Here is a 13,946-nt window from a genome sequence, read left to right on the forward strand (position 1 = left end):
GGACACGCGCGTGCGCGTCACCCCGGCAAGGGGGTGTCAGCCCGGGAGACCCGCGAACCGCTCGAACACGTCCTCCGCCCCCATCTGCCCACCCTTGAGCATCAGCGTCACGCCGTCCAGCGCGGGCTCGTCCGCATGGGTGCGGCTGATGGCCACGCCGGGCCCGAGCGCGCCGACGTACGACAGCCCCCAGAGTCCGAGGCCCTGGGTGACGAGGCTCGACGTGTCGCCCCCCGCCAGCCCGAGGCGGCGCACCGGCCGACCGCGGCCGGCCAGCTCGACGAGCAGCTGCCGCACGAACCGTGCGGTGGCGCCGGCCACCTCGCCGGCGCGGCGGGTGTCGGCATCGCCGGGGCTCTCCGGCGCCGTCGTCACGAGCGTGGCCCGGCCCTCGGCCAACGACGCGGCGACCCGCTGCCGTGCGGCCTCGCTGCGGAGGCCGTCGACCAGGTCGTCGGGCACGAGCGCGATGCGGTGGAAGGCCTCGGCCGCACGCACCTGGCGCGCGGTGACGGGCGACAGGCTGCCGGCCACGACCAGCACCGCGCCCGGATCGCGCTCACGCGTCGTTTCGCTGCGCGGCGCGGTGGAGGCTCCCCATTTCCGCAGCAGCGCCTGCGCGACGCTGCTCGGGCCCACCGCGAGCACCCGGCGCTGCTGCGCCTCGTGCCAGAGCAGCCCCCCCACGGGCCGCAGGTGCGCCGCCTCGGCCACGTCCAGCAGCACCGCCGGCGCCCCCTGTTCGGCGAGCGCGTGGAAGCGGGCGTGCAGCACCGCCTCGTCCTCGTACAGCGGGAAGTGCAGGCCGGCGACGGGCGCCAGGTCCTGCTGCGCGAGGTGCACGCGCAGGTCGGCCTCGCGCATCGGCGTGACCGGGTGCACCCGCATCGTCGGGTGGCGGTCCAGCCGCTCCACCGCCCCGCCCTGCCTCGCCGCGGCGAACAGGTTGCTGAACACGCAGTGGCGACCGAGGCTCGGCTGCCCGCCGACGATCATCGCGACCGGGTGCTCGACGTGGGGCATCAGCGAGCGCACCGCCTGCCCGATGCTGCCGACGTGCGGCGCGCTGTCGAACGTGGAGCACACCTTGTAGTGCAGCACGCGCGGCGCCACCCGCGAGAAGAAGGCACCCACCGGCTCCAGCTCGATCGCCATCGCCTCGGGCGACATGGACCGCGCCGCGCCGGCGATGCCCACGGCATCCAGCGGCCGGCCGAGCACCTTCGCTGCCGCGGCGAGCCGGGCCGTGTCGGGCACGTCCATGAACAGCATCGCGGCGAGGCCCGCCTGAGCGAGCACGGCGAGCGTGTCGCTCGCCCCCGTGAAGTCGTCGCCGTACCAGCCGTAGCGCAGGTCGGGGCTCACGCGGCTTTCCTTCCGAAGAAATCGAGCGCCTGGCGCAGCTCGGGTGAACGTGCCGCACGGTCGTCGAGGGTCTCGCCGCGCTGCACCGCGTCCCAGGCCTGCTGCAGGCTGGCCACGCCGGCGGCCGGGCCGCCCGGATGGGCGAGGATGCCGCCACCGGCCATGAACATCAGATCGGGGGTCTTGACCGCCTCCCACGTCGCGGGCACCGTGCCCGCCCACTGGCCGTTCGAGAACGCCGGCATCACCGCGTCGTCGAGGCCCGGCGCGAGCGGCGACAGCGTGTCGTGCGCGCTCTCGATCACCTCCTCGTCGGTCTGCGAGAACTTGCCCTGCAGGCCGTGCACGTGCATGTGGTCGACGCCGGACAGGCGCCACAGCGTCTGGTACGCCTGGAACGAGAACCCGAGCAGCGGATGGCGCGACAGCGCGCCGTAGCCGTTGCGGTGGCCGTGGATCGCGAGGCCGGTGTGCCGGCGCAGCGTCTGCAGCGCCGAGTAGCCGCACCAGTTCAGGCTCGCCATCACGCAGCTGCCGCCCTCCTGCTCGACGAGGTCCGCGTGGCGGCGCATGGCATCCACCTCGTCGCTGATGTGGAAGGCCACCATCACGTGCTTGCCGGTGCGCTGCTCGTGGTCGCGCACGCGGCGCATCACCGCGCGGATGCGGTCATGCAGCGGGGCGTGGGCCGGGTCGCCGCTGCATTCGTCGTCCTTGATGAAGTCGACGCCGGCCGCGCACAGCTGCCCGACGAGTTCACCGGTCGCCTCGGCGGTCAGTCCCACGTTCGGCTTGATGATGGTGCCGATCAGCGGACGGCCCGACACGCCCGTGAGCTTCCGCGTGCCGCCGATGCCCTGCTTCGGCAGGTCGAACTGCAGCCGGTACGACGCGGGCAGGTCCAGGCGCTCGAGCCGCAGGCCCGTCACCTCGCCCAGGTCGAACAGGTTGCCCGACACGGTGGCCGCGAGCGTGGGCAGGTTCGCACGCACGTTGGCGACGGGGAAGCTCACGCGCAGCCGTGCGCGCTGCCAGCGGCGTCCGGTGTCGAAGATGCCCTTGCGGGACATCCACCCGTTCGGCAGCGACGGGCGGTCGGCCACGTCGAGCAGCTCGATCGACTCGACCTGCGCCCGGGCGCGCTCGCGCAGCTCGTCCGTCTCGCCCGCCACGCGGGTGAAGGTGCCCGAGGACTGCTCGCCCGCCAGCACCTCGGCCACGGCGGCCGGGTCCAGCGGCGTCTCGATCAGGTACGTCGCGGTGAAACGATCGCCGGCCATGGTCACAGCGTCGACAGATCGGGGAACGGGCGCACCGGGTCGCTGCCGTCCCAGTTCACCGCGGCCTCGCGGATCAGGCGGAAGAGCTTGCCTTTCGGGCCCGCCACTTCCGACAGCTCGATCGTGGTGCCCGGGCCATGGCCCGGGTGCGGGCGTTCGTCGAAGTAGACGAAGCGGCCGTTCTCGCCCACCTCGCCGCCCATGCAGACGGTGAAGCCCTCGGCCTCGGCCCGCGCGAGGTCCGCGTCGAAGTTCTCGGTCCAGTACGCCACGTGCTGCACGCCGGTGAGGCCCGCGCGGAGGAAGTCGCGGTACATCGACGGCACGTCGTTGCGGGTCTGCAGCAGCTCGATCTGCAGGCCGCCGGCGTTGGCCAGCGCCACCGAGTTGTGCGGCTCGTGCCGCTCGCCGCGGTACGTGAAGTTCTTGATGGGCACCTTGGGGTTGTAGTACCAGGGTCCGACGCCCAGCACGGTGGACCAGTAGTCCATCGCGGCCTCGATGTCGGGCACCAGGTAGGCCACCTGGCGGATCTCGCCGAAGAATCTGCTCATGTCGATCTTTCGCGGTTGGGGGTTGCGGGCCGGCGTGGCGAAACACCGGCCCCGGGTTTCACTTCAGGAAGCCGATCGAGATCCAGGGGATCGCCGCGACGATCACCAGGCCCACGAACAGCGCGAACATGTAGCCGCCGATGTGCGGCAGGCCTTCGTCGGGGTGCACCTTCGAGATGGCGCACGCCCCGTAGTAGCCGACGCCGAAGGGCGGTGCGAACAGCCCGATGCCCATCGCGAAGATCACGACCATCGCGTAGTGCACCTCGTGGATCCCCACGGCCCGGGCGATCGGGAACAGCAGCGGGCCGAACAGCACGATCGCGGGGATGCCCTCGAGCACGCTGCCGAGCACGATGAACGCCACGATCGAGATCGCCATGAAACCGATCGCACCACCGGGCATCGCCTTCATCGCCTCGGCGAGGTCGTGCGAGAAGCCCGACTGGGTGAGGCCCCAGGCCATCGCCGTGGCGCAGCCCACGATGAAGATGATGGCCCCGGTGAGCGAGGCGGTCTCGATCAGCATCGGCTTGAGGCGCTTCACGTCGAACTGGCGGTGGATGAAGATGCCCACGAGCACCGAGTACACGATGCCGATGGTCGACACCTCGGTGGCGGTGGCGATGCCCTCCACCACCGCGGCGCGGATCACGAACGGCAGTGCGATGGCCGGCAGCGCGACGAGCAGGTAGCGGCCGATCTCGCCGCGGCTCGCGCGGCGCACGCCCGAGAGGTCCTCGTTGCGGTAGCGCCACCACACGACGGCGCACAGGCAGACCCCCACCGCCACGGCCGGCAGCAGCCCGCCGGTGAACAGCGCCGCGATCGACACCCCCGTCACCGACCCGATCGTGATCAGCACGATGGACGGCGGGATGGTCTCGGTCTGCGCGCCGGTGGCCGACAGCAGCGCCACCAGGTCGCCCGGCTTCGCGCCACGCGCCTTCATCTCGGGGAACAGCACCGGCGCGATGGCCGCCATGTCGGCGATCTTCGAGCCCGAGATGCCCGAGACGAGGTACATCGCCCCGATCAGCACGTACGACAGGCCGCCCCGCACGTGGCCCAGCAGGCTCGCGAGGAACTGGATCATCGCGCGGGCCATGCCCGTCATCTCGATCAGCGCGCCGAGGAAGATGAACAGCGGCACCGCGAGCAGGATCAGGTGCGACATGCCTTCGTCGAGCCGGCCCACCATCACGAGCATCGGCGTGCGCGTGGTGAGCCCGAGGTACGCGAACGTGGCCAGCGCGAACGAGAACGCGATGGGCACGCCGCCGAACACGCAGGCCGCGACGATGATGACGAAGAAGATGACGAGGTTGAACTTGCCGAGCGGCGCGAACACCGGTGCGGCGAGCCAGAACAGCACCACGCCGACGACGGTGGCGCCGAGCGCCATGGCGATGTGCCGTGGCTCGTGCAGCCGCACGAGCCGCAACACGGCCATCACGGCCATCAGCGCGAGCCCCACGGGAATGGCGCTGGCCCGCCACGCGTTGCTCATCTCCATCGCCGGACTCACGACCGGCATCTCCTCGTAGGCGTACTCGAAGGCCGGCCACATCACGAGGGCCAGGAATGCGAGCGGCACGGTCAGCGCCAGCGTCTCCAGCAGCGCGCGCGTGCCTGGCGACACGCGGCTGACCATGCCGGTCATGCGCATGTGTTCGCCGCGGCGCAGCGCCACGACCGCCCCCAGCATCGACATCCACAGGAACAGCATCGAGGCCAGTTCATCGGACCAGACCAGCGGCTGGTGGAACACGTAGCGGGCCACGACACCGGCGAAGAGCACGGCGATCTCGACCAGCACCAGCAGCGCGGCGATCCATTCGACGAGCGAGCCGAGGCCGTGGTCGATGCGGCCGGCCCACTGGCCGACCGGGTTCGACGCCGCCACGCGGGCTTGGGAGTCCTGCACGAGGGAAACCGACATGGGAACGGTCCCGGCCCGTCAGGCCAGCTTGCCGACGGACTGCTCCAGCAGCCCCCAGGCCTCGGCGCCGAAACGGCCCTTCCACTCGCTGTAGAAGCCCGCGTCGCGCAGCTTCGCGCGGAATGTGTCGGGCGACGACGTGTTGAACGCGAGGCCCTTGGCCTGCAGGTCGGCCTGCACGGTGTCGTTGAGCTTGCGGATGTCCTCGCGCTGCTGCAGGCCCGCGTCGTTCAGCGCGGTGGAGACGATGGTCTTCAGGTCGGCCGGCAGGCTCTCCCACATGCGGCCGTTGGCGATGAACCAGTAGCCGTCCCAGATGTGGTTCGACAGCGAGCAGTTCTTCTGCACCTCGTACAGCTTGGCCACCTGGATGATGGGCAGCGGGTTCTCCTGCGCGTCGACGATCTTCGTCTGCAGCGCCGAGTACACCTCGCTGAACTGCAGGCTCGCGGGCGCGGCGCCCAGGGCCTTGAACATGCTGACCGACAGCGGGCTCACCGGCACGCGGATCTTCAGGCCGTCCATGTCCTTCGCGCTGGTGACCGGGCCCTTGCTGCTCGTGATCTGGCGGAAGCCGTTGTCCCACATCTTCTCGAACGCGTGCAGGCGCATCTTGCCGATGGCCGCGCGCACGTGGGCGCCGATCTTGCCGTCCATCGCGTTCCACACCTGGTTGCGGTCGGAGAACGCGAAGCCCACGGCGTTGATGGCGGCCACCGGCACCAGCGTCGCGATGACGAGTGCCGACGGCGTGAAGAAGTCGATGCCGCCCGAACGCACCTGGGCCAGCATGTCGGTGTCGCCACCGAGCTGGTTGTTCGGGAAGATCTTGATCTCGACGCGACCCTTGGTTTCCTTCGCGATGCGGTCGGCCGCTTCCTGCGCGCGGATGTTGAGCGGGTGCGTGACCGGCAGGTTGTTGCCGTACTTCAGCGAGAACTCGGCCGCACGCGCGATGCGGGGCAGGCCGGCGACCGAAGCGACCGGGAGGGCACCGAGACCGCGCAGCACGGTGCGGCGGTTCGACAGGAAGGAAGTGGGATTCATGACGCTCGACTCCGTTGAGGGGTTCTGAGGGTTTTCCAGGGGGTCCATTCACCCGCTACCCCGTAAGAGCCTGTAGAGTAAGAGCCAGTCACGCACCCGTCAAACCAGACAGATGAGGGGATCTGAGGTGTTTCCACGCATTGAAGACGTCGCCGAACGCGCCCAGGTCTCCCTCGCCACCGTCGACCGCGTGCTGCACGGCCGCGGCGGCGTGCGCCCGAGCACCGTGCAGCGCGTGATGCAGGCGGCCACGGCGCTCGGGTACGTGTCGCAGGCCCAGCTGGCCGACGCCACCGCGCCGAAGCCGCTGCGCATCGCGTTCCTCATCCCCGCCGGCAGCAACCGGTTCCTGCGCATGCTGGGCGACCTGATCGGCTACGCCCACGAGCAGTGGGCCCCGTTCAACGTGCGCTGCCAGGCCGTCTTCATCGAGGCCTTCAACCCCGAGGCCCTCGCGCAGCACCTGCTGAAGGAAGGCAAGCGGTCCGACGGCGTCGCCTTCATGGCGCTCGAGCACCCGCTCGTGCGCGAAGCCGTCGCCGAACTCGCCGAACGCGGCGTGCCCACCGTCACGCTGATCTCCGACCTGTCGAACTCCCGCCGCGCCGCCTACGTGGGCCTCGACAACCGCGCCGCGGGCCGCACCGCGGCCTACCTGATCGCGCGGTTCATGGGGCCGGCCGCCACACGCGGCGCGAAGGTCGCGATGATCGCGGGCTCGCTCAGCTACCGTGCGCACGAGGAACGCGAGGCCGGCTTCCTGCACCTGTTCGAGGAGCAGTACCCGGAGGTGCGCGTGGTGGGCCTGCGCGAAGGCCGCGACGACGCCGAACGCAACTACGAACAGGCCCGCGCGCTCTTCCAGCAGCACGGCGACCTCGCGGGCATCTACAACATCGGCGGCGGCGCGGAAGGCATCGGCCGGGCCATCCACGAGTTGTCCCCCGCCTGCAAGCCCGTGTTCATCGGCCACGGCCTCACGCCCGACACCCGCGCGCTGCTGATCGCCGGCACGATGGATGCGGTGATCACACAGAACCCGCAAGGCGCGGTGGCGAACTGCGTGCGCATCTTCGCGAACCTGCGGGATCGGCGGGATGTGCTGAGCGGGGTGGAGCATGTGCGGAGTCAGGTGATCTTTCGGGAGAACCTGCCCTGAGCAGTGCGGTCGCGGGAGCGACCGCAGCGCCAGCCACAACGCGACGGTGACGAACGGCCCGCGTCGCGACACGCCATCCGGATGCGAAGAGTGTGTGTCGAGGTGTGCCGTCCCGGATCACCTCCAAAGCCGCGCCTCATCGATGGAACCGATACCACACGCGAGCGCGCATCGGCTGTACACGCGGTCGGGGCGATCCCTGGCGGACCGCATTCACCCCGAGCAATCTCTTACAGAACTGCGGAACCGCGTTACGCGGGGAATCGCCATGCGTGGCCGAAGATGCCGCGGCCGCGATCGCCCCTGACCGCGCGCCCATTCCAACAAGAGAGGACACCCTGGTGAACAACGACCTGCAACGTTCCGCGCGCATCCGCCCCACGCCCCGCACCGCCACGGCCCTGGCCGCCCTGGCGCTGCTCGCCGCCTGCGGCGGTGGCGGAAGCGGCGGCGCTGGCACCGCCACCGAGACCGACGCGAGCGCATCGGATGCGGCGGAGGTCGCGGAAGCCACGGCCGCCGGCGGCCCGGTCTGCTTCTTCGAACACGTCAACTACCAGGGCGCCAGCTACTGCTCCGGGGCCGATTCGGCGTGGGTGGGCTCGGCGTGGAACGACCGCATCTCTTCGGTGAAGGTGCAGGCCGGGTACAAGGTGCAGCTGTTCCAGCACATCAACTACGGCGGCGGGTCGACCACGCTGTCGGCCGACAACGCCAATCTGGTGGCCCTCGGCTTCAACGACGCCGCGTCGTCATTCAAGGTCACGGCGCCCGTCACCCCGCCCACCACGGGCCCGTCCCCGGTGGCCAGCATCCAGATCGCCCAATCCCTGCTGTTCAACAGCAACGACAGCGCCCTGGTGCTCGTGGCCAACAAGGCCGCGCTCATCAAGGTCAACATCACGGGCAGCAACCCGAAGGCCAGCAAGCCCACAGGCGTCCTCCGCGTGAGCAACGTCAATGGCGGCGCCACGCGCGACATCGTGCTGACCCTGCCCACCGGCGACCTGCCCGCGACCACGCCGGCCGTGCCCAGCTTCACCGATTCGTACACCGCCACGGTGCCCGCCGAGTTCGTGAAAGCCGGCCTGCGCCTCACGGTGAACGTGGGCGACACCACGCCCACGACACTCACGCCGCGGGTGGGCGGCGGCGTGCCGATGACGCTGGTTCCGATTTCCGTGCGCATCGGCGGCACCTCGGGCCAGGTGCCCGCCAACCAGGGGCCGCACATCCAGGCGCTGTTCCCCGTGGCCAGCGTGACGGTGCGCAACCACGCCACCTACACGTCGGGCCGGGTGACCACGCTGCCGACGACCGACTCCGGCTGGAGCGATGCTTTCGGCAAGATCCTCGGCGAGCTGGCGGACCTGCACACCCTCGAAGGTGCGCAGGACCACGACCACTACTTCGGCTTCATCCCCAAGCGCACATGGGGCCTCGCCGGCCTGGCCTACCTCCGCGGCAGCGCGGGCGTGGGCTTCGACATGCCGAGCGCGCCCACCTCGGTGCGCGACGTGGTGGCGCACGAGCTGGGCCACAATTTCTCGCTGCCCCACGCCGCGTGCGGCGGCGCCGGCAGCCCCGACCCGAACTACCCGTACCCGGACGCCAACCTCGGCAAGCCGGGCCGCTACGTGTGGCCGTACCTGAGCGACACGAACACCTTCTACGACCCGCGGCCCACCGACCGGCACGACATCATGAGCTACTGCGGCGGCCAGGTGTTCTCCGACTACAACTACCGCCAGATGCAGACCTACCTGACGCCCACCGACCGGCAGGTGCTGGCCGCGGGAAGCGATCGGGACACCACGGCAGCGGTGCAGGAACTGCTGCTGATCAGCGGCGAGATCCGTGCCGACGGCACCGGCGAGCTGAACCCCGTGAAGTCGCTCTCGGGCAAGCCGCGCGTGCCCGCGGCGGGTGACTACACCCTTCGCATCGTCGCGGACACCGGCACGGTGGAGTACCCGTTCGCGCCACGCACGCTGGACCACGACGCGAGCACCGAGCACTTCGGTTTCACCGTTCCGAATCCCGGCGCCGTGCAGAGCGTGACGGTGGTGCGCGACGGCAAGGTGCTGCTGAACACGCAGGCACGGGCGCAGCGGCTTCAAGCCGGCGATGCCGTGGCCACGCAGGTGCAGGAGGCCGCCGGCACGCTGCGGCTGACGTGGGATGCCACGCGCCACGCGTTCCTCACGGTCACGTGGGTGGGCACCGGCGGCGAGCGCCGCACGCTGGCGCAGGACCTTCGCGGTGGCTCGGCCACCCTTCCGACCGCCGACCTGCCCGCGGGCGGCAGCTTCGAGTTGATCCGCTCGGACGGCCTGAACGCGGTGCGCTCCGTGCACGGCCGCTGACGTGGCCCGCCGGACTCCGGGCGGTGCCCGGTGCCCGGCGGGTGGATCCTGGCGTCCGCCCATCCCTCCCCGAGCGACAATCACCGTCACCGGCAGCAGGCCGCCCACTTCAGGAGTCGAACATGCAGAACGCGATCGGGCATCTTCGTCGGCTTCACGACGAACTGAAGGTCGACCTGGAGCACACGCCCCGCACGGACCATCACGCCATTTCCCAGCTCGTCGGCATGATGAACGAGCTGGACCTGGCATGCCAGCAACTGCAGCTGTGCGAGAAGTGGGGCATCGTCCCGCGATCGATCATCCGAGTCATGCCCCCGACACGATGCGAAGACTCCGAGTACCGGGTCATGGACGACTGCGAGAGCGACAACCGGAGCGACTGGGCCGAAGTGGATGTCGATGGACGAGGGGTCCGCTTCGGCCGCGGCACACTGATCATCCAGCCCTGAAAGCGACGCGCCCTCGTCCAGCCGGGACGTCGCAGGCTTCACGATGGCACGTCGCAGCAGCGGAACGTTCCCGACCCCGAATGAAGCATCTTCTGATCGCCGCGCTCATCCAAGGGGTGCTTGTCACCTCGGCCTTCGCCCAGCTCAAGACGTTGCCTGACGTGCTCATGCACGTCTGCGGTCCGGAGCAGAACGCCTCCTCCTGATGCGAGCGCGGAGAATGGTCAACGCTGCAAAATGGCAACCCGCCCCCTTCGCTCGCCGACCGATGCGATTCGACGACCTTCCCCTTCACGATGCGACGCTGTCCTCCGTTCATGCCTGCCACGAAACGGGGCGCTGCGACCTGACGCTTCGCTTGGGCATTTCGGGCACCCATGTGCTGCGGTTCGAGGGATTCAACGTGTTGAGCGTTCCGAGGCAGGAACCCTGGGGCCCGTCTTGTGCTGTCAACGCGACCAGGCAGGTCTCCCCGCGAGCGTACGAACTCGAACTCCAATCGGGCGATGTCATCCACATCGAGGCCCGGTCGTGGACGTTCCAGAAGCGTTGCGACGAACCGCCTCTCGTCTCGGGTCATCCGGCGCAGATGCGTGCAGCCTTCATGGCGGCAGAAGCCGCAAGTGGCGGACCGCATGTCGCGACGTTCGTGCTGGGAAAACCGTCACCGAGCGGATCGCCGGCTCGTGCCGCAGTCGAGGTCTGCAGAGGCGCCGAAACGCGCTGGCGAATCGACCTGTGCGACGGCCTCGGCGAATCCGGTTTCCAGGATGTGCGATGTGTCGGCGACGTCGTGTATGTCGGCTACGGGCAGCAGGTTGCCGTCGTATCGCCCATGACGGGCCGAGTCGCCTCGTACCCGCTTGCGGGCTACTTCGGTCACCTGTTCACGGCCGAAGACCTCGACTCGAAGGCGCTTGGCCGCTCGGTGCTGGTGAGTTCCGCCTCGGAACTCCTGTGCTTCGACGCCGCCGGAGAACGGGTGTGGCGAACCACCGATCTCGCGATCGATGGTGTCATCGTGCACCGGGTCGTCGGCGATGCGGTCGAGGGCAGCGCGGAATGGGATCCGCCCGGCGGATGGCGCCCCTTCCGTTTGAACCTGCAGTCCGGGAAGCCAGCTTAGATGACAACCGACATGTCAACCGACGAGATCAAAGCCTTCCAAGTCGCCGCGACGACTGCCACCCTGCGAGGTTGGCCCTGGCGGCCGCCGTTCATGATCCACCTCGAAGAAGGTCGCTGGGAGGTCTGTGCGGATGCCGATCTCACCGTGCGGGTCGATGTGGCTTCGGGTCGCGCCATCCCGGAACCCACGCCGCACGAAGCGATCCTCGACCCACTGACCGCGCTGATGCGGGCGAGGACGTTCGCAGCAGCGCATGGCTTGTCCTGGAAACCCTCGTTCTCGCTCGAGTGCACCCTCACACATTGGGTCGTCGGAGCGTGCCAGGCGCAGTTCGGAGGGCAGGCATTCATCCACGTGGCACACGACGGCGAGGTGCTGCACAGCGCCGTCAACCCGAAGTAGATCCCCTTCGACCAAGGACACCCCATGAAACTCGGATACACCATCCTCTACGTCCCGAACGTCGAGGCTTCCTTGAAGTTCTTTTCCGCCGCCTTCGGACTCGAAACGAAGTTCCTCCATGAATCCGGCACCTACGGCGAACTCGCCACGGGCGAGACGACCCTGGCCTTCGCCGCGCATGAACTCGGCCATGGCAACTTCGCGGGTGGCCACGTCGCGGCCTCCGAGTCCGAGAAGCCGCTGGGCATGGAGCTGGGTCTGGTCACCGACGACATAGGCGCGGCGCACGCACGGGCACTCCACCATGGCGCGAAGGAACTCACCGCGCCGGTCCGCAAGCCCTGGGGGCAAGTGGTCTCCTACGTCCGCTGCCCCGCCGGCACGCTCATCGAGCTCTGCACGCCCGTGGGCGGCCGGTAGCCGGCCCCGTTCACCTCGCCCGCGGCGCGATCAGCGCCGGCGAACTGTCCTCTACCAGGTCGCGCGGCAGCGTGATGTCCATCTCGAACGACTCGCCGCGGTACCACGACAGCGCGCTGTAGGCCACGCGGCGGTCGGCGCCGTGCAGCTGGCGCAGGATGCGCGCGACGGGTGAACCCACCGCACAGTGCAGGTGCTGGGCCTGCACGAGGTCGGCCGGTTCGACGGTCAGGCGCTGGCGCAACTGGCTGACCGACTCGCCGCCGTGGACGAACATCAGGCGCAGCAGCTTCGACGTCTCGGCGGCCCGCCGCGGGAAGTGGCGGTAGATCTCGGAGGCCACGAACAGCCGCACCATCGCGAACGGTGCGTCGCGCACCGTGTGGAGCTTCGCGATCTCGACGTACGAATCGAAGACCTCGAAGTCGCCACGGAACTCGTCGGGCAGCGCCGTCACGCGCTGCTTGTGCACGAGGCGGATCTGCGCCTCGTCGGTCCACGTGCCTCCCACCCGCGGCGCGGCCAGCGCGGCCGGCGCCGCATGCGGCAGGACCACGGTGCCCCGGCCCCGCTGCGCGCTCAGCAGCCCCTCGTGAACGAGCCGCGCAACGGCCTGCCGCACCGTGATGCGCGCCACGCGGTAGCGCGCGGCCAGCACCTCGAAGTTGTCCAGCCGGTGGCCGGCGGGCCACTGGCCCGACAGCACCTGATAGCGGAACAGTTCGGCCAGCTGCACGTTCAGCGCGATCCCGCTCGACACATCGAGCGGCGTGCCGGAAAGACCGAATCGGCTGGAGGGTTTTTCGTCGTTCGTCATCGCATGGCGGCCGGCAGCCGCGTCCCGGGTTTGAAAAGCAAGGGCGTTCCCACCGATCGGCCTGCAGAACACAAGGTGCCACGTCCTGTCTTCCGGGATTCCTTCCGAACACGGTGTTAACCCCAAAAGCCTATTCATGGACTTATCGAATGATACGTTTCATCGAAGCCGACGGGAACCCGGGACAACATGCACGACAGCCCTTCTTCAGAACGCTATGCGGACGGCCGCATCCTGCTCGACTGCCACGACGGCATCGCCACCATCCGCTTCAACCACCCCGAGAAGCACAACGCGATGTCGGTCGAGATGTGGGAGGGTTTCGGCTTCGCGCTGCAGGCCGCCCGTGACGACGCCACCGTGCGTGTGCTGGTGCTCACGGGTGAAGGTGGCAAGGCGTTCGTGTCGGGCGGCGACATCAGCCAGTTCGAGGAAACCCATCGCACGCCGGAGGCCCGCGCCGAGATGGAACGGCGCGCGGGCGCGTGGCGCAGGCTGCTGTCGGGCTTCCCGCGCCCCACGATCTCGTCGATCCGCGGGTACTGCATCGGCGGCGGCCTGGGGCTCGCGCTGGCCACCGACATCCGCCTCGCCGCCCACGGCAGCCAGTTCGGCATCCCCGCCGCGAAGCTCAACATCGCCTACCCGTTCGACGGCATGCGCCTGCTGATGCAGGCCGTGGGGCCGTCGTGGGCGCGGCTGCTGATGTTCACGGCGATGCGCATCGGCAGCGACGAGGCGGAACGCATCGGCCTGGTGAACCGCGCCGTGCCCGGTGACGAACTCGAGGCGGCCACGCACGACATCGCCCGGCAGATCGCGGCCAACGCGCCGCTGTCGGTGGCGGCCGCGCGCCTCACCATCCGCGAGGCGCTGAAGGACCCGGCCGACCGCGACCTGGGCGCCATCGCCGACATCGCCCGGGCGTGTGCGCTCGCCGAGGACACCGTCGAGGGCCGCCGCGCCTTCATGGAGAAGCGCACGCCGCGCTTCACCGGTCGTTGACCCATCAC

At 69.5% G+C, this 13,946-nt stretch carries 14 protein-coding genes; 8 read left to right on the top strand and 6 right to left on the bottom strand.

Translation table 11 applies throughout. The features are described 5' to 3' along the window. Positions 1-36 precede the first annotated feature (36 nt). The 5 genes from A4W93_RS18670 to A4W93_RS18690 are packed head-to-tail and all read right to left on the bottom strand — an operon-like array spanning position 37 to position 6,188. Entirely contained in the window at positions 37-1,365 is a 1,329-nt protein-coding gene (locus tag A4W93_RS18670; RefSeq protein WP_237357576.1) for a four-carbon acid sugar kinase family protein, read from the bottom strand. After that, a complete protein-coding gene (locus A4W93_RS18675; protein ID WP_085752035.1) occupies positions 1,362-2,645 on the bottom strand; it encodes a ribulose-bisphosphate carboxylase large subunit family protein in 1,284 nt (427 codons plus the stop codon). The genes A4W93_RS18670 and A4W93_RS18675 overlap by 4 nt, the downstream gene beginning before the upstream one ends. A 2-nt stretch (positions 2,646-2,647) precedes the next feature. Further along, a complete protein-coding gene (locus tag A4W93_RS18680; RefSeq protein ID WP_085752036.1) occupies positions 2,648-3,199 on the bottom strand; it encodes a VOC family protein in 552 nt (183 codons plus the stop codon). A 58-nt stretch (positions 3,200-3,257) separates the two neighbouring features. Next, complete coding sequence (locus A4W93_RS18685; RefSeq protein WP_085752037.1) at positions 3,258-5,141, bottom strand: TRAP transporter large permease; 1,884 nt, start codon at positions 5,139-5,141, stop codon at positions 3,258-3,260. 18 nt (positions 5,142-5,159) lie between these two features. Then, positions 5,160-6,188: a TRAP transporter substrate-binding protein gene (locus tag A4W93_RS18690; RefSeq protein ID WP_085752038.1), complete on the bottom strand. Its 1,029-nt coding sequence runs from the start codon at positions 6,186-6,188 to the stop codon at positions 5,160-5,162. Positions 6,189-6,300: 112 nt separating this feature from the next. Here A4W93_RS18690 and A4W93_RS18695 point away from each other — a divergent pair, with 112 nt between their 5' ends. The 7 genes from A4W93_RS18695 to A4W93_RS18720 all read left to right on the top strand — a co-directional run bounded on the left by A4W93_RS18695 (position 6,301) and on the right by A4W93_RS18720 (position 12,116). After that, the gene (locus A4W93_RS18695; RefSeq protein WP_085752039.1) at positions 6,301-7,347 is read left to right on the top strand and encodes a LacI family DNA-binding transcriptional regulator; all 1,047 of its coding nucleotides are present in this window, start codon (positions 6,301-6,303) and stop codon (positions 7,345-7,347) included. Between the two features lie 341 nt (positions 7,348-7,688). After that, entirely contained in the window at positions 7,689-9,713 is a 2,025-nt protein-coding gene (locus tag A4W93_RS30285) for a peptidase inhibitor family I36 protein (RefSeq protein WP_218919153.1), read from the top strand. A 122-nt stretch (positions 9,714-9,835) separates the two neighbouring features. Beyond that, a complete protein-coding gene (locus A4W93_RS18705; RefSeq protein ID WP_085752040.1) occupies positions 9,836-10,165 on the top strand; it encodes a hypothetical protein in 330 nt (109 codons plus the stop codon). An 80-nt stretch (positions 10,166-10,245) separates the two neighbouring features. Continuing rightward, positions 10,246-10,371 (top strand): hypothetical protein, encoded by a 126-nt coding sequence (locus A4W93_RS30625; RefSeq protein ID WP_257790059.1) that lies wholly within the window; start codon positions 10,246-10,248, stop codon positions 10,369-10,371. 62 nt (positions 10,372-10,433) lie between these two features. Continuing rightward, positions 10,434-11,291, top strand: a complete 858-nt coding sequence (locus tag A4W93_RS29735; RefSeq protein WP_157131693.1) for a hypothetical protein — start codon at positions 10,434-10,436, stop codon at positions 11,289-11,291. Then, complete coding sequence (locus A4W93_RS18715) at positions 11,292-11,696, top strand: hypothetical protein (protein WP_085752042.1); 405 nt, start codon at positions 11,292-11,294, stop codon at positions 11,694-11,696. It begins immediately after the preceding gene. Between the two features lie 24 nt (positions 11,697-11,720). Next, positions 11,721-12,116, top strand: coding sequence for a VOC family protein (locus A4W93_RS18720; protein ID WP_085752043.1), 396 nt, complete (start codon positions 11,721-11,723; stop codon positions 12,114-12,116). 10 nt (positions 12,117-12,126) lie between these two features. Here A4W93_RS18720 and A4W93_RS18725 read toward each other — a convergent pair whose 3' ends face one another. Then, complete coding sequence (locus tag A4W93_RS18725; protein WP_169726560.1) at positions 12,127-12,933, bottom strand: GntR family transcriptional regulator; 807 nt, start codon at positions 12,931-12,933, stop codon at positions 12,127-12,129. A gap of 189 nt (positions 12,934-13,122) precedes the next feature. On the opposite strand from A4W93_RS18725, the gene A4W93_RS18730 reads away from it, so the two are divergent. Further along, positions 13,123-13,938, top strand: coding sequence for an enoyl-CoA hydratase (locus A4W93_RS18730; protein WP_085752045.1), 816 nt, complete (start codon positions 13,123-13,125; stop codon positions 13,936-13,938). Positions 13,939-13,946: the final 8 nt, after the last annotated feature.

This window comes from Piscinibacter gummiphilus (assembly GCF_002116905.1).
Taxonomy (GTDB): Bacteria; Pseudomonadota; Gammaproteobacteria; order Burkholderiales; family Burkholderiaceae_C; genus Rhizobacter; species Rhizobacter gummiphilus.

Bases quoted from the DNA above. Each gene is read 5' to 3' on its own strand.
- A4W93_RS18675 (WP_085752035.1), bottom strand. From the start codon at position 2,645: ATGGCCGGCGATCGTTTCACCGCGACGTACCTGATCGAGACGCCGCTG.
- A4W93_RS18680 (WP_085752036.1), bottom strand. From the start codon at position 3,199: ATGAGCAGATTCTTCGGCGAGATCCGCCAGGTGGCCTACCTGGTGCCC.
- A4W93_RS18685 (WP_085752037.1), bottom strand. From the start codon at position 5,141: ATGTCGGTTTCCCTCGTGCAGGACTCCCAAGCCCGCGTGGCGGCGTCG.
- A4W93_RS18690 (WP_085752038.1), bottom strand. From the start codon at position 6,188: ATGAATCCCACTTCCTTCCTGTCGAACCGCCGCACCGTGCTGCGCGGT.
- A4W93_RS18695 (WP_085752039.1), top strand. From the start codon at position 6,301: ATGAGGGGATCTGAGGTGTTTCCACGCATTGAAGACGTCGCCGAACGC.
- A4W93_RS18705 (WP_085752040.1), top strand. From the start codon at position 9,836: ATGCAGAACGCGATCGGGCATCTTCGTCGGCTTCACGACGAACTGAAG.
- A4W93_RS30625 (WP_257790059.1), top strand. From the start codon at position 10,246: ATGAAGCATCTTCTGATCGCCGCGCTCATCCAAGGGGTGCTTGTCACC.
- A4W93_RS29735 (WP_157131693.1), top strand. From the start codon at position 10,434: ATGCGATTCGACGACCTTCCCCTTCACGATGCGACGCTGTCCTCCGTT.
- A4W93_RS18715 (WP_085752042.1), top strand. From the start codon at position 11,292: ATGACAACCGACATGTCAACCGACGAGATCAAAGCCTTCCAAGTCGCC.
- A4W93_RS18720 (WP_085752043.1), top strand. From the start codon at position 11,721: ATGAAACTCGGATACACCATCCTCTACGTCCCGAACGTCGAGGCTTCC.
- A4W93_RS18725 (WP_169726560.1), bottom strand. From the start codon at position 12,933: ATGACGAACGACGAAAAACCCTCCAGCCGATTCGGTCTTTCCGGCACG.
- A4W93_RS18730 (WP_085752045.1), top strand. From the start codon at position 13,123: ATGCACGACAGCCCTTCTTCAGAACGCTATGCGGACGGCCGCATCCTG.